Here is a 20,696-nt window from a genome sequence, read left to right as displayed (position 1 = left end):
GAGCTTATAAACATTAAAAAGCCATATCTACGCATTTAACGGAAGAACCTCTTTTATTTCAAGTGACCTATTATCATCGTTGAGGATGACGGAAATGCCACTACGTGTCTTAAGACTTTTAATACTATTATTTGACCCTCCACCGTTACCTGTTGTTCCATTAAACAGGCTACCCATAACGTATGGTCTTACAGGGTCGCCATGGCGGAATCCGAGGAGGACTTGGTCGCCTACCTCTGGGATGAAAACAAAGCCACGGTTGCTTTTTACGTCTTTACTGCCACCACCATCTGGTGTAATCACACGCACCCAACTTGTTCGCATGTTATCGGTCTGCCAATTCATACGCACCTGCACACGACCTGCTCCATGTGGGTCGGCATTGCTTAGCACCGTTGCCATCTGCGTTTCAGCCAGAGGCATACGCAGTCTATCGGTATAAAGACATCTACAAAGCATCATAAAGGTAGAGCATGAGTACTTTTATTCACTTTCAACAAAAGTATTACTTCCTGTGTCTACAAATGATATTCTTCCTCCTTTAGCACACATACAGAATGACTGCTCCGTCAGCTTTTTCATCCCATTGATACTGTCTTTCTGAGTAGTTTGCTGCCAGCCTTGTGGCTGGGGAAGACAAGGAGGATTCGGGGGAACTACATTTGCAAACTCCAAAACTTGGGATATTAATTAAACCAATTTCATCTTCCCCCGTCGCTACCAATGCTCCTAAAATACTTCGGAAACTTTGACTAAGAACCGTCAACGTGGCTTGCCCAGTTCCTAAAGTACAACACATAATAGCACCATCAGTTACAATTTTCACCATTCTACTTTATTATAGGATTTGTACCTTTCTTTATAATTTCTCCTGTATTGGCATTTATTTTAATAGAAACTATATTTGATCCTACCTTGTAATGAATAATCCATACTGGTATATTGGTTTTATCACTTACATATCGCCTTATAGAAACATTCTTATCGAATAAATCCAGCTTTAACTCTTCCTTTACAAACTTCTCTACTTTTTCCCATGGATAGTTTTTATAAGGGGCATCTTGATCGTATTCAGCTATTAAATAACCATTCTCGTCATACTCTTTCCATATACCACTTTCAAAATCGTTATAATAGTACTTCCCTATCAGCTTAAGGGTCTTACTTTTATTGTAATACTCTCTATATGTACCGAATAACTCCTTATCTTTCTTGGCGTATTCAAAATAATTAGAACCATTCTCTCCTCCGAACTGACGTACCTTGCCTTTTAAATAACTTTTAAACTCATAGTCGTCATTTTCTCTATGTGTGTAATATTTCCATGAATCAAATTTCTCAGTTGTCCTTTCCATATTCTTGTTTTTTTTGATGTTATTACTACTATTGTCTTGTGCCTTACAACTACCTATTACAACGAGTAATGTAAGTAAAATAATTATTTGTCTTACCATTCCTTTATTTTTATTTACAGTAATTATTCAGCGATAATGAACGTTGAATATTAAGAACTTATAAACGTTATATTGTGGGAAAAAGGCTCGAAATGACATTATTCATCAAAATCCGTATGTGCCTGTTTATTTAACTTATTGATAATCAATAATAGTTTATCGCCTTATCGTTGAATAGTTACTATTTACATTTGAATCTTATTTATTGTTTGTCATACTATCCTTCCCTTGCGCTACGGTAATCAAATCTTTATGGAGAATGTCCCATTGGAATTGCCATGTAGCTACTACAGGTATAGGCTTGTCAGATACGTCTGAATAATCCATAATATTATCTGTTTTATTCTTCTCAAAAGTATGTAAGTTTGAACTACTAAATGAATGGTATAATCCCAATGCATGAAATAGCTCATGTGCGTAGGTGGTATCATGCAAGCCTGGTGCTAATACAACAACTTCCTTAGAGCAAATTTTCCTGGCTTGTCCATATAAGCTTTCATCTTCATTCTTTTCGTTAAGAAAAATATTTTGTGATACTCCTTATATTTTGATGTTATGTTGTCTTCATTAAATGTCTCCGTGAGGTATTCAAATACCTCAGCGGGCAACTCGTCCCCCTTCAGATAGCCTCCTTCTGTATAGGCAAGAAAGGCTTCTTTTCGTTCTTGTATTGTTAAATCAAGCTTACATTCGACAATATTAGTATCGATATATGCCTGAGCAAGATATTTCTCTAATATTCTTCTACGGAAAGAATTTTCAGGTGGTTCTACTCCTTTACTTTTACCATTCCTTTTAAGATTTGTTCTCACCCTCACCATCGCTATGTTCAGTGCATATCGATGGTGCTCATCATTAGCTTTTACAATTAACTTTCCTGCCAGTGATTTATTATCTTTCTCGTCATAGGCATAAAGACATATTTCCTTATCTTCCGAGAACTCTTGTTTGCATGTTATTTTCAATTTATCACCTTTTTTATGGAAACCCTTGTTATGAGTTTTAGCTGTGCTCTTACTCAAAGAAAACAGTTCCTCATCATACTCGTATTTAAGTGCTACAGCCTTTTCATGAACATCTATATTTAATTCTAAATCTGCAGAGTTTCCGTTCTTCAAAGCCATCACTGGAACTACATAGAGATAGTCTGTTGATTTTTTACCGTCATTAGTCCCTGTGTTAAGAGTAGCTGCTTTAGCGGCTTCTGCTTCTTTCTTCTTCCAAGGTATGATATACTGTTGCTTGTATTCGGACAGGAATTGCTTATATTTGTTTGTTTCCTGTTTGAAATTATCCCCTTCTCCCTCGCAAGAACCGATTATTTTGTCATAACGATTATCTTCTATATCCCCAGCTCTGTCGGAATCTGCAAAACGTATCCAGTCAAAGCCGTAATCACCTTTGTATGTCTTCGGAGTCCTGAACTGTACGCATACCTTTGTTCCTATTTCCTCTTTCACTGTTTCATATTCTTTGGCTGTATTCAGTTCGTGCATACCCTGCTCTCCACGCATCTCCATCGTACCTTGTGAATTCACCACCGTTTTGTTTGCAGAATGTATAAAAACTTCCAGCTCACCAACAACATTCGTCTCCGGAGCCTCGATCTTTATTTGATTCTGAGAGTTGAGCAATGCCTTTCCTGCCTGTGTGTGGAAGAAGTCTGCAACAAGCTGCTGCATGAATGGAGTGTTTACCAATATCTTCTGCATTACATTGGTCAGCATCATATTACCAATGTTCGTTGTTTGAGAGTTTCCAACATTAACTTGTAGGTCGTGACCTACCATTAAGGACATATCATTACCAGCATGGAGCTGTATGTTCTTAGGGGCGTTAAGCAAGATATTTCCATTTCCATCCAAATGAATGGAACTACCGCCTGCATCTTTTATTGCAAGTGACTTATTATCATCATTCAGGATAACGGAAATACCACTACGTGTCTTAAGACTTTTAATACTATTATTTGCCCCCCCACCGTTACCTGTTGTTCCATTAAACAGGCTACCCATAACGTATGGTCTTGCGGGGTCACCATGGCGGAAACCGAGGAGGACTTGGTCGCCTACCTCTGGGATGAAAACGAAGCCACGATTGCTCTTTACGTCTTTACTGCCACCACCATCTGGTGTCATCACACGCACCCAACTTGTTCTCATGTTATCGGTTTGCCAGTTCATGCGCACCTGTACACGACCCGCTCCATGTGGGTCGGCATTGCTGAGTACCGTTGCCATCTGTGTTTCAGCCAGAGGCATACGCAGTCTATCGGTATAAAGACATCTACAAAGCATCATAAAGGTAGAGCATGAGTACTTTTATTCACTTTCAACAAAAGTATTACTTCCTGTGTCTACAAACGATATTCTTCCTCCTTTAGCACACATACAGAATGACTGCTCCGTCAACTTTTTCATTCCATTGATACTGTCTTTCTGTGTTGTTTGCTGCCAGCCTTGTGGCTGGGGAATACAAGGAGGATTCGGAGAACTACATTTGCAAACTCCAAAACTTGGAATATTATTTAAACCAATTTTATCCTCCTCCGTCGCTACCAATGCTCCCGAAATACTTCGGAAACTTTGACTAAGAACCATCAACTTAGCTTGCCAAGTTCCTAAAGTGCAACACATAATAGCTCCATCAGTTACAATTTTTACCATTCTACTTTATTATAGGATTTGTACCTTTCTTTATAATTTCTCCTATATTGGCATTTATTTTAATAGAAACTATATTTGATCCTACCTTGTAATGAATAATCCATACTGGTATATTGGTTTTATCACTTACATATCGCCTTATAGAAACATTCTTATCGAATAAATCCAGCTTTAACTCTTCCTTTACAAACTTCTCCACTTTTTCCCATGGATAGTTTTTATAAGGGGCATCTTGGTCGTATTCATCTATTAAATAACCATTCTCATCATACTCTTTCCAGATGCCCGCATTAAATCTATTATAATAATATTTTCCCACTAACTTTAGAGTTCCCGTTTTATTGTAATACTCCTTACACGTTCCAAATAGGCTGTTGTCTTTTCTGGCATATTCTATATAATTAGAGCCATTATCACCTCCAAACTGCCGCACTTTACCTCGCAAGTAATGCTCAAATTGATATTCATGTCCTTGTCTTTCCATATAATAGGTAGATGTGTCAAATCTCTCTGTTGTCCTTTCCATATTCTTATTCTTTTTAATATTATTATTATCTGTATTCTGTGCTTTGCAACTGCTTATTATCATAAGCGTTGCCAATGAAATTATGATTTGCCTTACCATCTTTTTATTACTTTTTCATTATTTGTTGATTTGTTTTTTCTTTTCCTCTCTCTTTCTCTTATTCTCTTTCCACTGTTCTACCGTCGGTAAGTTCTCTTGAAGAATGTTCCATTGGAACTGCCATGTAGCTATCACTGGTATTTTTTCTGTTCCAACATCAGAATAGTCCATAATATTGTCCGTTTTATATTTTTCAAAAGTGTGTTGGTTTAACTCACTAAACGAATGGTATAACCCTAAAGCATGAAAAAGTTCATGTGCACAGGTGGTATCATCAAGACCCGGAGCCAACACGATTACTTCCTCAGAGCATATATCACGGGCACGTCCATATAAAGACGAATCTCCATCAGCATCCTCATTTATTAAATATATTTTATAATAAGAAGCATACTTTGCCGTATATGAATTACTATTTAGCACACTTGTCAAATAATCATATATTTTCAAGTTACTTAAATCTTCCCTTTTTAATAATTCTTTATCAGTATAGGCAAGGAAAGCCTCTTTCCGATCTGGAGTTGTCAAATCAAGCTCACATTCTTCTATATTGGTATCTATATAACATTGAGAAAAATATTTCTGCAAAGTAATTTTGCGAAAGGGGTTAGAGGGTGGAGATGATAAATTATCATCCTTAATACAAGTTTTCACATTAACCATTACCACATCCAAGGCATACCGATGCTTGTCATCATTTGCCTTTACAATTAATTTACCTGCCAGCGATTTATTGTCCTGTTCGTCATAGGCATAAAGACATATCTCCTTATCTTCCGAAAACTCCTTATTACACGTTATAGAAAGGTCATCAGCCGATGGATAATGACCGATATCAAGAATAGGTGCAGAACTTTGATTCAAAGTAAAAAAATCCTTATCATACTCATATTCTAACCGTTGAGCTTTTTTATGAACATCGATATTCAAGGTCAAATCAGCACATTGATCTTTTAATAAAGTCATCACAGGTACTACATAGAGATAATCCGGCTTCTTTGTAGCAGCATCCCTGGTTGCTTCCGAAGTAACTGCTGACATAGCAGATTCTGCCTCTTTCTTCTTCCAAGGAATTATATACTGATGCTTATATTCAAATAGGAACTGCTTATATCTGCTCGTTTCTTGTTTGAAGTTTTTACCTTCCTCCTCACAAGTACCGATTATCTTGTCGTAGCGGTTTTCCTCTATATCTCCAGTTCTCTTTGTGTCTGCAATACGTACCCAGTCAAAGCCAAACTCGCCGCTATAACTTTCTGATGTTCTAAACTGTACACATACCTTTGTTCCTATTTCCTCTTTTACAGTTTCATATTCTTTGGCTGTATTCAGTTCATGCATGCCTTGTTCTCCACGCATCTCCATCGTACCTTGTGAATTCACCACCGTTTTGTTTGCAGAATGTATAAAAAGTTCTTGCTCACCAACAACATTCGTCTCTGGAGCCTCAATCTTTATTTGATTCTGAGAGTTGAGCAATGCCTTTCCTGCTTGTGTATGGAAGAAGTCTGCAACAAGCTGCTGCATGAATGGAGTGTTTATCAATATCTTCTGCATTACATTGGTCAGCAGCATATTACCAATGTTCGTTGTCTGTGAGTTCCCAACGTTGACCTGTAGGTCGTGAGCTGCCATGAAGGACATGTCATTACCAGCACAGAGCTGTATGTTCTTAGGAGCATTAAGCAGGATGTTTCCGTTTCCATCCAAATGAATGGAACTACCCCCTGCATCTTTTATTTCAAGTGACCTATTATCATCATTCAGGATAACGGAAATGCCACTACGTGTCTTAAGACTTTTAATACTATTATTTGACCCTCCACCGTTACCTGTTGTTCCATTAAACAGGCTACCCATAACGTATGGTCTTACAGGGTCGCCATGGCGGAATCCGAGGAGGACTTGGTCGCCTACCTCTGGGATGAAAACGAAGCCACGGTTGCTCTTTACGTCTTTGCTGCCACCACCATCTGGTGTCATCACGCGCACCCAACTTGTTCGCATGTTGTCGGTCTGCCAATTCATGCGCACCTGTACACGACCCGCTCCATGTGGGTCGGCATTGCTTAGCACCGTTGCCATCTGTGTTTCAGCCAGAGGCATACGCAGTCTATCGGTATAAAGACATCTACAAAGCATCATAAAGGTAGAGCATGAGTACTTTTATTCACTTTCAACAAAAGTATTACTTCCTGTGTCTACAAACGATATTCTTCCTCCTTTAGCACACATACAGAATGACTGCTCCGTCAACTTTTTCATTCCATTGATACTGTCTTTCTGTGTTGTTTGCTGCCAGCCTTGTGGCTGGGGAATACAAGGAGGATTCGGAGAACTACATTTGCAAACTCCAAAACTTGGAATATTATTTAAACCAATTTTATCCTCCTCCGTCGCTACCAATGCTCCCGAAATACTTCGGAAACTTTGACTAAGAACCATCAACTTAGCTTGCCAAGTTCCTAAAGTGCAACACATAATAGCTCCATCAGTTACAATTTTTACCATTCTACTTTATTATAGGATTTGTACCTTTCTTTATAATTTCTCCTGTATTGGCATTTATTTTAATAGAAACTATATTTGATCCTACCTTGTAATGAATAATCCATACTGGTATATTGGTTTTATCACTTACATATCGCCTTATAGAAACATTCTTATCGAATAAATCCAGCTTTAACTCTTCCTTTACAAACTTCTCCACTTTTTCCCATGGATAGTTTTTATAAGGGGCATCTTGGTCGTATTCATCTATTAAATAACCATTCTCATCATACTCTTTCCAGATGCCCGCATTAAATCTATTATAATAATATTTTCCCACTAACTTTAGAGTTCCCGTTTTATTGTAATACTCCTTACACGTTCCAAATAGGCTGTTGTCTTTTCTGGCATATTCTATATAATTAGAGCCATTATCACCTCCAAACTGCCGCACTTTACCTCGCAAGTAATGCTCAAATTGATATTCATGTCCTTGTCTTTCCATATAATAGGTAGATGTGTCAAATCTCTCTGTTGTCCTTTCCATATTCTTATTCTTTTTAATATTATTATTATCTGTATTCTGTGCTTTGCAACTGCTTATTATCATAAGCGTTGCCAATGAAATTATGATTTGCCTTACCATCTTTTTATTACTTTTTCATTATTTGTTGATTTGTTTTTTCTTTTCCTCTCTCTTTCTCTTATTCTCTTTCCACTGTTCTACCGTCGGTAAGTTCTCTTGAAGAATGTTCCATTGGAACTGCCATGTAGCTACTACAGGTATAGGCTTGTCAGATATGTCTGAATAATCCATAATATTATCTGTTTTATTCTTCTCAAAAGTATGTAAGTTTGAACTACTAAATGAATGGTATAATCCCAATGCATGAAATAGCTCATGTGCGCAGGTGGTATCATGCAAGCCTGGTGCTAATACAACGACTTCCTTAGAGCAAATTTTCCTGGCTTGTCCATATAAGCTTTCATCTTCATTCTTTTCGTTAAGAAAAAATATTTTGTGATACTCCTTATATTTTGATGTTATGTTGTCTTCATTAAATGTCTTCGTGAGGTATTCAAATACCTCAGCGGGCAACTCCTTCCCCTTCAGATAGCCTCCTTATGTATAGGCAAGGAAAGCCTCTTTCCGATCTGGAGTTGTCAAATCAAGCTCACATTCCTCTATATTTGCATCTATATAACATTGAGAAAAATATTTATCCAATATTATTTTACGAGAAGGATCCTTAGGAGGAATATTACCTAAGCTTTTTCCTTCTGCATATAGATCTGTTTTCACCCTCACCATTACTACATCCAAGGTATACCGATGCCTGTCATCATTTGCCTTTACAATTAATTTACCTGCCAGCGATTTATTGTCCTGTTCGTCATAGGCATAAAGACATATCTCCTTATCTTCCGAAAACTCCTTATTACACGTTATAGAAAGGTCATCAGCCGATGGATAATGACCGATATCAAGAATAGGTGCAGAACTTTGATTCAAAGTAAAAAAATCCTTATCATACTCATATTCTAACCGTTGAGCTTTTTTATGAACATCGATATTCAAGGTCAAATCAGCACATTGATCTTTTAATAAAGTCATCACAGGTACTACATAGAGATAATCCGGCTTTTTTGTAGCAGCATCCCTGGTTGCTTCCGAAGTAACTGCTGACATAGCAGATTCTGCCTCTTTCTTCTTCCAAGGAATTATATACTGATGCTTATATTCAAATAGGAACTGTTTATATCTGCTCGTTTCTTGTTTGAAGTTTTTACCTTCCCCCTCACAAGTACCGATTATCTTGTCGTAGCGGTTTTTCTCTGTATCTCCAGTTCTACCCGAGTCTGCAAAACGTACCCAGTCAAAGCCGAATTCGCCATTATAACTTTTTGATGTTCTAAACTGTACACATACCTTTGTACCTATTTCCTTTTTTACTGTTTCATATTCTTTTGCCGTATTCAGTTCGTGCATACCCTGCTCTCCACGCATCTCCATCGTACCTTGTGAATTCACCACCGTTTTGTTTGCAGAATGTATAAAAACTTCCAGCTCACCAACGACATTCGTCTCCGGAGCCTCGATCTTTATTTGATTCTGAGAGTTGAGCAATGCCTTTCCTGCCTGTGTGTGGAAGAAGTCTGCAACAAGCTGCTGCATGAATGGAGTGTTTACCAATATCTTCTGCATTACATTGGTCAGCATCATATTACCAATGTTCGTTGTTTGTGAGTTTCCAACATTAACTTGTAGGTCGTGACCTACCATTAAGGACATATCATTACCAGCATGGAGCTGTATGTTCTTAGGGGCATTAATCAAGATGTTTCCATTTCCATCCAAATAAATGGAACTACCGCCTGCATCTTTTATTGCAAGTGACTTATTATCATCATTCAGGATAACGGAAATACCACTACGTGTCTTAAGACTTTTAATACTATTATTTGAACCTCCGCCACCACCTGTCGTACCATTAAACAGGCTACCCATGACGTAGGGACGGGCGGGGTCGCCATGACGGAAGCCGAGGAGGACTTGGTCGCCTACCTCTGGGATGAACACAAAGCCACGATTGCTCTTTACGTCTTTACTGCCACCGCCATCAGGTGTCATCACACGCACCCAACTTGTTCGCATGTTGTCGGTCTGCCAATTCATGCGCACCTGTACACGACCCGCTCCGTGTGGATCGGCATTGCTTAGCACCGTTGCCATCTGTGTTTCAGCCAGTGGCATACGCAGTCTATCGGTATAAAGACATCTACAACGCATCATAAAGGTAGAGCATGAGTACTTTTATTCACTTTCAACAAAAGTATTACTTCCTGTGTCTACGAACGATATTCTTCCTCCTTTAGCACACATACAGAATGACTGCTCCGTCAACTTTTTCATTCCATTGATACTGTCTTTCTGTGTTGTTTGCTGCCAGCCTTGTGGCTGGGGAGTACAAGGAGGATTCGGAGAACTACATTTGCAAACTCCAAAACTTGGGATATTTACCATCCCGTTATTATCACCTTCTGTACCAACAAGAGCATCAGCTATCCTACGGAATGTTTGGCTCGTCACAGTTAGGTTGGGTTTCTCTGTGCCAAGGGAACAATACATCGTTGCTCCGTGAGTTATAATTTTAGACATAAACTCAGTTTAGTTCATTCTACCTTTTTATTCTATGGCTTGCAATATCTCTTTGCTGAGTAGTTCTCCATTCTTGGCATTCCATGTATAAGTTATATCACCGCTTTTATCGGTTATGGTAATCGTCCAAAGAACAGAATCTTTTTCAAATTTAGCATTGGGCGCACCTATCTTGCCAAAACTTATGCTAATACCTGGCTCATTCCCTTGTTTCACGAACTTCTCCTGACCCTTTCCTGTTTTCCTGTCTATATACCCCTCATGCTCAAGCCAGCGCAGGATATTTATAGGTTTCAGGCGCAGGTCCTCAAACTTCTTGTCCTCATCGGTTTCTTTTATAAGGTTGCCTTGATTGTCATACTCGCGCCAAATACCAATTTTGACACTTGAATGGCAAAGCAATTTCCCTTTGGATTTGAGAATACAATTCTTATAATAGTTCTTAACTATCATCTCATAAGTAAATGGCTTGATTTCTTGTAAGACAAAGCCATCTTCGTTAAATGACACATAGGTCTCAGTACCATTCCTCTCCACATATTGAGCAAATGTGGCACTCTCATAGGTATTTTTCTCTTTGATTATATTTTTGTAATATTGTACATCGAATCTTTCAGTTGTCTTCATTGTTGTTGTCTCCTTGTCTTTTTGCGCATTGCAGCAAGTACAGCATAACGCAGTTAATAATATTAGAATGAGATGTTTCATACCTTTTATACGATTTTGTTGTTTAATATTCCCCATTGCCAATAGAACAAGCTCATACGCTCTATTGGATTGGGTAAATGGTGACTGTAATCCATAATATTATCCGTTGTGTGATATTTATATGCAAACGGAACTCCTTGATAGTCAAAAGAATGGGGTAATCCCATTGCGTGCAGCATCTCATGGGGTACTGTGGCGGAGTTATACCCATCGAAGAACACCCCATACGTGGAGTTTTGGTAGGCATATCCATTTAGACGTCCCTCATCAGTAAAGCATTTGTCACCAAAAAAGAATACAGTATAGTAACATTTATAAGTTGTGTTGAAAGTAGCTACCATTTTTTTCATTACATATTCTTGAAGCAACTGAGCCTTACTTTCATCTATACCATATTCTATACCTTTTAAATATCTAAAATTTTCGGCGAATTCCTTCTCTGTACAATTAATTTCCACTTCCTTAACACCTTCATCTACATTTACAAGGGCTTGGTGTAGGACATTAAGAAACAAAGTTTTGGATTTAGAAATTACTGTGCCTGTTTTTTCTTTTTGTCCGTCCAACTTTGTTTTCACTTTGACAAATACCACCTTTATATCTCTTTGGTGCTCTTTACTATTAGGCAGAATAAACAACGTTCCTACAGTATCTCCATCATCAGTAACTGCAGTGAGCGTTCGCTTTTCTGTCAACTCACCTGTACAAGATATTGTGAGGGTAACCTTTCCAGCACGTACAGGGAGAGTTGTATGGCTTAGTTTCAGATTATCCGCCTTGTCAAATTGGAGTTTGATTTCTTTTGGTTTGTTTTCCTCTCTGTCAAGTTCAATCTCGGCAACGAGGTTGATTTCCGTGTCTGGCATCATTGTCATACGAGGAATATAGTAGGTGAAATCCTCAAGGGGTGTCACGCCGATTCTTGCCTTTGCTAATTTGAAGCCTATGTTGAAATACTCAAAACTGTTCCTCTTTTTGTCTATCTGTGTAGATAACACTTCGAAAGGATACTTGTATGCAGCATTGCCGTCTGTGCATGTGACTTTTTTTCCGTCGTTGTCTGTTTCATAGTGATGTCCTATGGTATCGACAAACTTATAGTCTCCTTTCGACATATCCTCTTGCTTACCCAGATGGAACCAGTCAAAGCCGTATTCGCCATTATAGTGTTCGGAACGCTTGAAATACACAACACATCGTTTGGCTTTTTCTTCCACAGTTTTCTGATAGGAGAAGGCTTGATTAAACTCGCTTGTCCCCTGTTCACCTCTCAGCTCAATCATACCTTGAGAGTTAACAATAGTTTTCTCTGCACTATGTATGAATAATCTTTGCTCACCAACAACATTCGTCTCTGGAGCCTCAATCTTTATTTGATTCTGAGAGTTGAGCAATGCCTTTCCTGCTTGTGTATGGAAGAAATCTGCAACAAGCTGCTGCATGAATGGAGTGTTTATCAATATCTTCTGCATTACATTGGTCAGCATCATATTACCAATGTTCGTTGTTTGAGAGTTTCCAACATTAACTTGTAGGTCGTGACCTACTATTAAGGACATATCATTACCAGCATGGAGCTGTATGTTCTTAGGGGCGTTAAGCAAGATATTTCCATTTCCATCCAAATGAATGGCGCTACCACCTGCATCTTTTATTTCAAGTGACCTATTATCATCATTTAGAATAACAGAAATGCCACTACGTGTCTTAAGACTTTTAATACTATTATTTGAACCTCCGCCACCACCTGTCGTACCATTAAACAGGCTACCCATAACGTAGGGACGGGCGGGGTCACCATGACGGAAGCCAAGGAGGACTTGGTCGCCTACCTCTGGGATGAAAACGAAGCCACGGTTGCTCTTTACGTCTTTGCTGCCGCCACCATCCGGTGTCATCACACGCACCCAACTTGTTCGCATGTTGTCGGTTTGCCAATTCATGCGCACCTGTACACGACCGGCTCCATGTGGGTCGGCATTGCTGAGTACCGTTGCCATCTGCGTTTCAGCCAGAGGCATTTCAACCTTTGGGTTAGGCAGACTCATTACAGTACCAGGAATGGCTTTGAAACGGTTTTTGTAGTAACAGCTCTCGCTCACTTCATGGGTCATCTCGATGATGATGAAATCGCCTAAGCTCTCTTGGGAGAGATTGCCAACTCCCTTTAAGAAAGAACTGTACAAGCTTATCACTGAACCCACATGTAACCTTGGGTCCTGGCTTTCGGCTGTGACGTAATGGGTTTCAGCCGTTTCGGCTGCTTGTTTTAGGAGTACATAATTCTCAAGATCATTGATAGAGTTGACACGCTGTATGGAGTGCTGGCGAGCTGCTTTAGGGTAGGAGGGAAGCGCAGCACGGAACGCATCACCCGCCATCCTGTCATGTCCGTAAGCCTTATCAGGCGTCTTGCGGTCCATCTCACGGTTTGCACCAGAATGGAACGTAAACACCTGTTCTGGACGAGCTAATGTTTGTAGACCAATATTGAGGGAACTTAGTGACGTACCAAATTCCATCTTGATAGGGTCTGGCAATCGTCTTGGCTTACCGAAGACAAGTTTCAGACCATCATAATACATCCACTCCTGATATTGCAAGGCAAGACGACGAACGAAATCGAAGTCAGATTCCTCGTATTGGCAGATGTAATCCAACTGTTTCTTGTGTGCTGCATTCAATGCCAACTGCACCTTACCATCACTGCACAGACTCTTTACGACATCACCAATCGACCTGTCATTCCATGAGTAACAGCTTGGTGCCGTCTCCATACGATAAGTAGAGGAGTAGCCAGACACCTGTATACACCCGAAGTCGCTGCCATCGCGATGCAACTCAATGTTCGTCACTATGCCACAGAAGAATGGTTTGCTCGCAGCCTTCACTATGATATCCTTGCCGAGCCACTCTTTACTGCTACTGATGTTATGCACCTGTCTGTTGCCCCCCGATTCAAGGTCAACCGTGAGGTCAAAGTGATGATGTGCACCAGTACTTTGGTCGATACGAAGTGATTTGAAAGAAGAAAGTCCATCCTTCCCTATAGTGATGGAGATGGGATTAAAAGGTATTGCCATTGAATATATTTTTTGAGGTAATTAAGGCTGAAAAGCGAATTAATAAGATTTGTTCCCTATATATAAATAAGGTGACGATCTCAGCAGCTTATAGGTATGTCCTACTGCGATGAGACCTAAATAGAAAGCTAAAAGGACCATGTCAAGCACGTAGCCCGACACGGTCCTTAAGTTTCTTAGACCTATGAACGAGGCCAGCGGTTGTCGAGTTCGGCATTACCCACGGTGATATTCTCAGCAGAGAAGGTCATCGCGATGGTCATCGGTGCCTCGTTGTTTACGTCGAGTGTCTCCTTGTAGTGAACGATGTAAGCATTCTTGAAAGAAATCTCCTTCATCTTAGCATCCTCCTCACTCTTCTTGTAAACAATCTTACCCTCAACAGGTTTGAACTGACTATTGAGCATAGCCTCGATAGTAGAAGTGTCATCAGTAGACTCGATAGTGACGCTGATACGACCACCAGAGATACTTGATGCAGGCTGCCCCTTCTTGTCAGTTGTACGACTGAACTCGTAGTTAGAATAGAGTACGTCGTACTCCTTGCCACCTAATTCCAATGTTGCTCTAAATGAACTCATGATAGATAATTTTAAAGTAGTTAGAAAAATAAGAAAACGAGGTCATCTTAATTTCCCTCACGTATGAGAAACAAAAAAAGAGAAAACCCCTAACAACGTTTTGAAGTCTCCTCTGCGTGTGGCTGTAAAACAGTCTTGCTCTTTGGAAGAAGAGGAAGATTTGCAATCTGTTGTCATTTTCGTTGTCAAAAGTAATCATATAATTTCATAAAAGCAATTGATACAACACTAAATAACAAAGGTTTAATATCTTATACACATTCAAAGCCATATTTATTCTGGCTCTTCCGTTAAATGCGTAGATGCTTTTCGTACAGCTTTAACAGAAGACCCAAAATAATTCATCAAACAAAAACATGGGCAAGGCAGTCAACTGTCCATTCTATCATCACCCTCCGATGCAAAACAACCTTTTTATTTTAATACGTTCAAAATACAGACAAGAGTTTGAAAAGTCATTACATAATTTCAGACATATCATCTGCAAATATAAAAAACAAATGCAAAAAAGTAAGTTTATAACCAGCAGTCAATCAACTGGTTATCAAGTCATTTTTAAAAGGTGCTTAATTGGACTTCAAAAGGGCGTTAGTAACACGCTAAAAGAGCATCTATTGCACGGTAATCAGGCGTCTTTTAGAAGCCAGAAGAGTATGTGTCAGTTTTGAACTGCGTAAAAATATTTACAGACACCGATGTTATGGTAATAATTTGTATGTATAGGCAGAAAGACATGCTAATGAACAGACACAGCATCAATTTGCCTTTTCTGCATCTTATCTTGTAGTTTATCTTCCGATATAAGACCATGTGATTTTGGACAGGCATACCTTGCAAGTGCATAAGCCTTTATTCTATTTCCAATCTACGCATTTAACGGAAGAACCATAGAATTGACAAACAATCTCCATTGCTCCACACACTGATGGTGCCTCCTTGCCTACCAGTGCTTTGTTTTGATATCCCTCCGTACTCTCCATTTCTCTGTGTGACATTTCGTCAGAGACCTAAAGTTTAGGCTGATCATTATCACTCCAAAAGTCTGAAGACCTTGATTTTGTCTTTATAATAATAAGGTGTACCAGTTTATAAAACTAATTCAGCTAAAATCTGAGGCATAAATAAAGTTTAGAATAATACTATATAATTGTTTGATTTACCGCATTATAATGTGATAAAACGTATAAAAACATGCACAAAGATATATGATTTGTGCAATAGAGAGTGCTTTTTTAATCAAAAAACTTGCATACATGGAAAAAAAACAGTTCCTTTGCAACCGCATTTTGAATTTGGAAATCAATATTAAACAATTTAAAACTTACAATTATGTCAGAAATTGAATCAAAAGTAAAGGCTATTATCGTAGAGAAACTTGGTGTTGACGAAGCTGAGGTAAAACCAGAGGCAAGCTTCACAAACGACCTCGGTGCTGATTCTTTGGATACAGTAGAGCTCATCATGGAGTTCGAGAAGGAGTTCGGTATTTCTATTCCAGACGATAAGGCTGAGAAGATCTCTACAGTAGGCGACGCTATCTCTTACATCGAGGAGAACGCTAAGTAAGGTTTACTCAAGATAAAAGAACCAAGCAAAGCGTCTATTCCTTTGCTTGGCTTTTTTTTACTTTACTTTTTTATTTTATATTTCACACATGGAATTAAAAAGAGTAGTTGTAACAGGTCTTGGTGCTGTTACTCCATTGGGTAACACTCCTGAGGAGACTTGGAAGAATATGCTTGCAGGCAAGAGTGGTGCTGCTCCTATTACATATTTCGATACAAGCTTATTCAAGACAAAGTTTGCTTGCGAGGTAAAAGACCTTAACATCAATGATTATATTGATCGTAAGGAGGCTCGTAAGCTTGATCGTTACACTCAGTTAGCAATGGTTAGTGCCATTCAGGGTGTTAAGGATGCCAACTTTGACATGGAGAAGATTGATAAGAACCGTGTAGGTGTTATCTATGGTGTAGGTATTGGTGGTATCAAGACCTTCGAAGATGAGGTAACTTATTATGCACAGCATCCTGAGAATGGTCCTAAGTTCAATCCATTCTTCATCCCTAAGATGATTGCTGATATTGCTTCAGGCCAGATTAGTATTCAGTTTGGCTTCCACGGTCCAAACTACACTACAACCTCAGCTTGTGCTTCTTCAACCAACGCTTTGGCTGCAGCATTCAACCAGATTCGTCTTGGTAAGGCTGACGTCATTGTTAGTGGTGGTGCCGAGGCAGCCATCTGCGCTTGCGGTGTAGGTGGTTTCAATGCTATGCACGCCCTTTCAACACGCAATGATGATCCACAGCACGCATCACGTCCATTCTCAGCAAGCCGCGACGGTTTCGTAATGGGTGAGGGTGCTGGTTGTCTTATCCTTGAAGAGTTAGAGCATGCAAAGGCTCGTGGTGCTAAGATTTACGCAGAGATGGTTGGTGAAGGCGAGTCAGCTGACGCCCATCATATCACTGCTTCTCACCCAGAGGGTCTTGGTGCTAAGCTCGTTATGAAGGCAGCACTTGCAGATGCTGGTATGAAGCCAGAGGACATTGACTATATCAACGTTCACGGTACGTCAACTCCTGTAGGTGATATTTCAGAGGCAAAGGCCATCAAGGATTTGTTTGGTGAGGCTGCTTACAAGTTGAATATCTCTTCTACAAAGAGTATGACAGGTCACCTTCTTGGTGCAGCTGGTGCTGTAGAGGCTTTAGCTTGTGTAATGGCTGTTAAGGATGACATCATTCCTCCTACTATCAACCATGAAGATGATGACAAGGATCCAGAATTGGATTATAACTTGAACTTTACGTTCAACAAGGCTCAGAAGCGTGAGGTACGTGCTGCGCTCAGCAACACCTTCGGTTTTGGTGGCCACAATGCTTGTGTCATATTCAAGAAGTATGCTGAATAAGATTATCGATAGAATAAAGCTCCCTTTCCGTAAGGAGAAGGAGCTTTATTTGTCTTTGTACCAAATCATCGGCATTATCCCCCACGATATCAGTTATTATAAGACTGCACTCTTACACAAGAGCGTAGCGCGTCGTAACGAGAAAGGCAAGCCAGTAAACAATGAACGGCTTGAGTTCCTTGGTGATGCTATATTGGACGCCATTGTTGGTGACATTGTTTACGAGCATTTCCCTGGGAAGCGCGAAGGTTTCTTAACGAACACCCGTTCTAAATTAGTACAACGCGATACGCTGAATCGTCTGGCAAAAGAGATGGGAATCGGTCAGTTGATACTCTCTAACGGCCACACATCTTCGCATAACAGTTATCTTGGTGGTAATGCTTTCGAAGCACTTGTTGGTGCGCTCTATCTTGACCATGGCTATAATGCTTGCATGAAGTTTATGAAGCAGCAAGTTCTTGGTAAGCTTATCAATATTGATAAGGTAGCTTATAAGGAGGTAAACTTCAAGTCTAAGCTCATCGAATGGAGCCAGAAGAACAAGGTTAAGATGGAGTTTAAGCTGATTGAAAACCAGAAAGACAAACAGGGCAGTCCTACTTTCCATTTTCAAGTGGTTATGGAGGGCATCCCATGTGGGGAAGGTCATGGTTATTCTAAGAAGGAGAGTCAGCAAGAGGCGTCCAAGCTCACCCTACAACGACTTCGTCGGGAACCTCAGTTCATAGACGAGATATTTGTAGCAAAGGCCAACCGTACAAAGATGGAAGAGGAACCTGTCCTCAATGTTCCAGAGACTTCTCAGGACATGAACTTTATCGTAGGTTCTGAAGTGGATGTCAAGAAACACGAGAATCCTTTCCATACAGAGGTGTATGATGAGAAGACTTCAGCTGCTGACGAGAAGAACGTTGACCATACGGAGGCTTCAGAGCAGACGAAAGAAGGTGAGGACACCGATAATTTCGACCTCTCAGATATTTCTCATTCAAAGGATATTGACCGCGAAGCTATCATTGCTGCGGCCGAAAAAGAGGCCTTTGATGCCTAAAATACTGTTTTAACACAATTAAGAACAGGCGTTTATAGCTGGTTATAAGTAGACTACTATTATTCCGTAGTCACCTACTTATCATCACCTATAAACGCTTGTTTGTTTTCTTTCCCTTGATGGCCTTCATTCGATGGCATACAAGCCTATACAACATCTTACTTCCAATACGTTTACTACAAAGCCTTAACACAATTGATAAGAAGCCTTAACTTGCTTAATGAAGAGCCTTAACACGATTGTAGAAAAGCCTTAGCACTATTAGTGAAAAGCCTTAGCACGGTTGGAATTTACGAACAGCAACGCACATTCAGTGCCTCATCGCACATAAAGAGTACTCCTAATTAATCTCCATTATATAGCGTTCAAACTTATCATTATCAACGTTTGAGCGGTTCTTTACGCGTGTCTTATAAGTGTTAATGGTATGTACAGAATAGTTTAAGAACGACGCAATACGTTCAGAATCACTGATACCTAATCGGATAAGGGCAAAGATACGCATCTCTGTCGTGAGCTGTCTCTTCTCAACAGGTCTTTGGTCGGGTTCGTCAAAGAGTTTATTGTACTTTTCTATGAATTGTGGGAAGAGTTTTAAGAAAGTCTCATCAAAATCAATAAACATTGATTTCCTCTCTTCTCCTAATTCACTTTCTTTCAACGAGGAACGCAGGTCATCGAATCGTTTCATCGATATCTTACGATCGATAGAGCGGTAGAGCTTTTCCACTTTATTGATGTATTCCGAATTAATATAGAACGATCTACCAATGTATTCATCTTTAATTTTATTCACCTCCTCCAACTGTTCGTTCTTAGCCTCTAACTGTTGGTTGCGTCGTGCGATAAGTGCTTGTGCCTTCTTCAGCTTTATCATCTGTTTACGGATGAACCATCCTGCCATCAACAGACCAATAAGAAAGAGGATGAAGACGACTGCTGCGATGGCTATAGCATTGCGTTGCGCCTGCATTATCTTGTATCTATCTTGTTCGATGATGGGCAACACACTACTAACCTCTATCACTCGTTGGCGTGCTCCATAGAAGTTTGCATTCGAGAGCGACTCTCTGACATACTCTGTTGCATGTTGTATGTCACCCTCCTTATAAAGTAGTTTAGCCAAGGTACATAGAGCTGTGGTCTCTCTTACAACCCCTTCGTTATCATAGATGGCTGCCTGTGCAAGATAGTCCATGGCTTGGTCATTCTCTTTTAGGAAGAGATAAATCCATCCAATACAAGAGGTAACAATTGCCTTGTGGTGCAGGTCTACTCTTCTTCCTTGTAGGAACTGCTTGAAAGTGTCGAGTGATGCCTCGTACTTCCGTTCCTTCATCTGTCTCATTCCTATGGCGTAGAGTCGCTCAGCCGACCCTTTGGGGAGATAATGAAGCAAAGAGTCCGTATAAACGCCAGCCTGCTTCACATACTGACTCTGGTAAGGTTCGGTGCGGGTATAGTCTGACACGTCATAATAGAGGCGTGATGCCATTGTGAAGTAAAGCTTTCTTACGTTGGCGCTTGTCCCTTCGATGTGAATAGAATGTAGTTCGTTAAAGGCTTCAGAATACAGTCCTGCGGACAACAGACAGAAGACTAAGTCGCAGCGTGCCTCTACTTCATAGTTAGGGTTTTGCAGTCTGTGAGCCTCAGCGAGCAGGTGATTGGCATAGACGTAGGCCGAGTCATATTGATAGGATGAATATTCGTTGAAGAGTTGTCGGTTAATATCAAATCTGTCAGCCCTTGGAGTCGTTTTCAAACGTTGTTTCAATCGTTTGATATTCTCAAGTTTTTCATGCTCATATACCTTCTTTTTCTCTAAACTTTGGTCGAGTTGGTATAGTCGCTTCTCCCATTCTCCATTGTTTGCAACGCCAAGCAAGGGAATAAGCAGGAATAGAAATGACAGGTATAACTTCATAAGCGTATTCATCTGAGGTATTGTTTATTGA

15 protein-coding genes and 6 pseudogenes are annotated in these 20,696 nt (G+C 39.9%); 3 read left to right on the top strand and 18 right to left on the bottom strand.

The annotated features are described in order from the left end of the window. Nucleotides 1-48 precede the first annotated feature (48 nt). The 17 genes and pseudogenes from AXF23_RS10105 to AXF23_RS16110 form a co-directional block, all read right to left on the bottom strand. Nucleotides 49-432, bottom strand: a pseudogene (locus AXF23_RS10105) (phage baseplate assembly protein V); the annotation flags it as partial. Between the two features lie 51 nt (nucleotides 433-483). Further along, nucleotides 484-799: pseudogene (locus AXF23_RS10100) on the bottom strand (DUF4280 domain-containing protein). Nucleotides 800-830: 31 nt separating this feature from the next. Further along, nucleotides 831-1,355, bottom strand: coding sequence for a hypothetical protein (locus AXF23_RS10095; RefSeq protein WP_107625862.1), 525 nt, complete (start codon nucleotides 1,353-1,355; stop codon nucleotides 831-833). Nucleotides 1,356-1,652: 297 nt separating this feature from the next. After that, the gene (locus AXF23_RS16495) at nucleotides 1,653-1,781 is read right to left on the bottom strand and encodes a hypothetical protein (protein WP_255413678.1); all 129 of its coding nucleotides are present in this window, start codon (nucleotides 1,779-1,781) and stop codon (nucleotides 1,653-1,655) included. A gap of 1,475 nt (nucleotides 1,782-3,256) precedes the next feature. Beyond that, nucleotides 3,257-3,724, bottom strand: a pseudogene (locus tag AXF23_RS10090) (phage baseplate assembly protein V); the annotation flags it as partial. Nucleotides 3,725-3,775: 51 nt separating this feature from the next. Further along, a complete protein-coding gene (locus AXF23_RS10085) occupies nucleotides 3,776-4,120 on the bottom strand; it encodes a DUF4280 domain-containing protein (protein ID WP_107625219.1) in 345 nt (114 codons plus the stop codon). Nucleotide 4,121: 1 nt separating this feature from the next. Further along, on the bottom strand, nucleotides 4,122-4,646 hold the full coding sequence (locus tag AXF23_RS10080; RefSeq protein WP_233251284.1) for a hypothetical protein: 525 nt from the start codon (nucleotides 4,644-4,646) through the stop codon (nucleotides 4,122-4,124). 1,731 nt (nucleotides 4,647-6,377) lie between these two features. After that, a pseudogene (locus tag AXF23_RS10075) lies at nucleotides 6,378-6,860 on the bottom strand (phage baseplate assembly protein V); the annotation flags it as partial. Nucleotides 6,861-6,911: 51 nt separating this feature from the next. Continuing rightward, nucleotides 6,912-7,256 (bottom strand): DUF4280 domain-containing protein, encoded by a 345-nt coding sequence (locus AXF23_RS10070; RefSeq protein ID WP_107625219.1) that lies wholly within the window; start codon nucleotides 7,254-7,256, stop codon nucleotides 6,912-6,914. A 1-nt stretch (nucleotide 7,257) separates the two neighbouring features. Then, nucleotides 7,258-7,782, bottom strand: coding sequence for a hypothetical protein (locus AXF23_RS10065; protein WP_009013422.1), 525 nt, complete (start codon nucleotides 7,780-7,782; stop codon nucleotides 7,258-7,260). A gap of 117 nt (nucleotides 7,783-7,899) precedes the next feature. Continuing rightward, entirely contained in the window at nucleotides 7,900-8,052 is a 153-nt protein-coding gene (locus AXF23_RS16115; protein ID WP_199222180.1) for a hypothetical protein, read from the bottom strand. A 1,601-nt stretch (nucleotides 8,053-9,653) separates the two neighbouring features. Further along, nucleotides 9,654-9,999: pseudogene (locus AXF23_RS10055) on the bottom strand (phage baseplate assembly protein V); the annotation flags it as partial. Nucleotides 10,000-10,050: 51 nt separating this feature from the next. After that, nucleotides 10,051-10,395, bottom strand: coding sequence for a DUF4280 domain-containing protein (locus AXF23_RS10050; RefSeq protein ID WP_107625216.1), 345 nt, complete (start codon nucleotides 10,393-10,395; stop codon nucleotides 10,051-10,053). 27 nt (nucleotides 10,396-10,422) lie between these two features. Next, complete coding sequence (locus tag AXF23_RS10045; RefSeq protein ID WP_107625861.1) at nucleotides 10,423-11,103, bottom strand: hypothetical protein; 681 nt, start codon at nucleotides 11,101-11,103, stop codon at nucleotides 10,423-10,425. 1,547 nt (nucleotides 11,104-12,650) lie between these two features. After that, nucleotides 12,651-14,186 (bottom strand): annotated as a pseudogene (locus AXF23_RS16600) (type VI secretion system Vgr family protein); the annotation flags it as partial. 182 nt (nucleotides 14,187-14,368) lie between these two features. Then, nucleotides 14,369-14,767: a type VI secretion system tube protein TssD gene (gene tssD, locus AXF23_RS10035; protein WP_004384141.1), complete on the bottom strand. Its 399-nt coding sequence runs from the start codon at nucleotides 14,765-14,767 to the stop codon at nucleotides 14,369-14,371. An 854-nt stretch (nucleotides 14,768-15,621) separates the two neighbouring features. Next, a complete protein-coding gene (locus AXF23_RS16110) occupies nucleotides 15,622-15,762 on the bottom strand; it encodes a hypothetical protein (RefSeq protein ID WP_199222212.1) in 141 nt (46 codons plus the stop codon). A 334-nt stretch (nucleotides 15,763-16,096) separates the two neighbouring features. Between AXF23_RS16110 and AXF23_RS10025 the strand changes: the two genes are divergently transcribed. From AXF23_RS10025 to rnc, 3 genes are all read left to right on the top strand, one after another. Then, complete coding sequence (locus tag AXF23_RS10025) at nucleotides 16,097-16,333, top strand: acyl carrier protein (protein WP_004358972.1); 237 nt, start codon at nucleotides 16,097-16,099, stop codon at nucleotides 16,331-16,333. An 88-nt stretch (nucleotides 16,334-16,421) separates the two neighbouring features. Then, nucleotides 16,422-17,684, top strand: coding sequence for a beta-ketoacyl-ACP synthase II (fabF, locus tag AXF23_RS10020; protein ID WP_107625214.1), 1,263 nt, complete (start codon nucleotides 16,422-16,424; stop codon nucleotides 17,682-17,684). Beyond that, entirely contained in the window at nucleotides 17,674-18,738 is a 1,065-nt protein-coding gene (rnc, locus tag AXF23_RS10015) for a ribonuclease III (RefSeq protein ID WP_107625213.1), read from the top strand. Before fabF ends, rnc begins: the two co-directional genes overlap by 11 nt. 340 nt (nucleotides 18,739-19,078) lie before the next feature. Here the strand turns inward: rnc and AXF23_RS10010 are convergent, their stop codons facing one another. Beyond that, nucleotides 19,079-20,677 carry a DUF6377 domain-containing protein gene (locus AXF23_RS10010; protein ID WP_107625212.1) on the bottom strand — a complete coding sequence of 533 codons (1,599 nt, stop codon included), beginning with the start codon at nucleotides 20,675-20,677 and terminating at the stop codon, nucleotides 19,079-19,081. Nucleotides 20,678-20,696: the final 19 nt, after the last annotated feature.

This window comes from Prevotella sp. oral taxon 313 (genome assembly GCF_003043935.1).
Classification (GTDB): domain Bacteria; phylum Bacteroidota; class Bacteroidia; order Bacteroidales; family Bacteroidaceae; genus Prevotella; species Prevotella jejuni.
The sequence above is the reverse complement of the archived record's forward strand: the minus strand, read 5'-3'. Positions and strand labels throughout refer to the sequence as shown.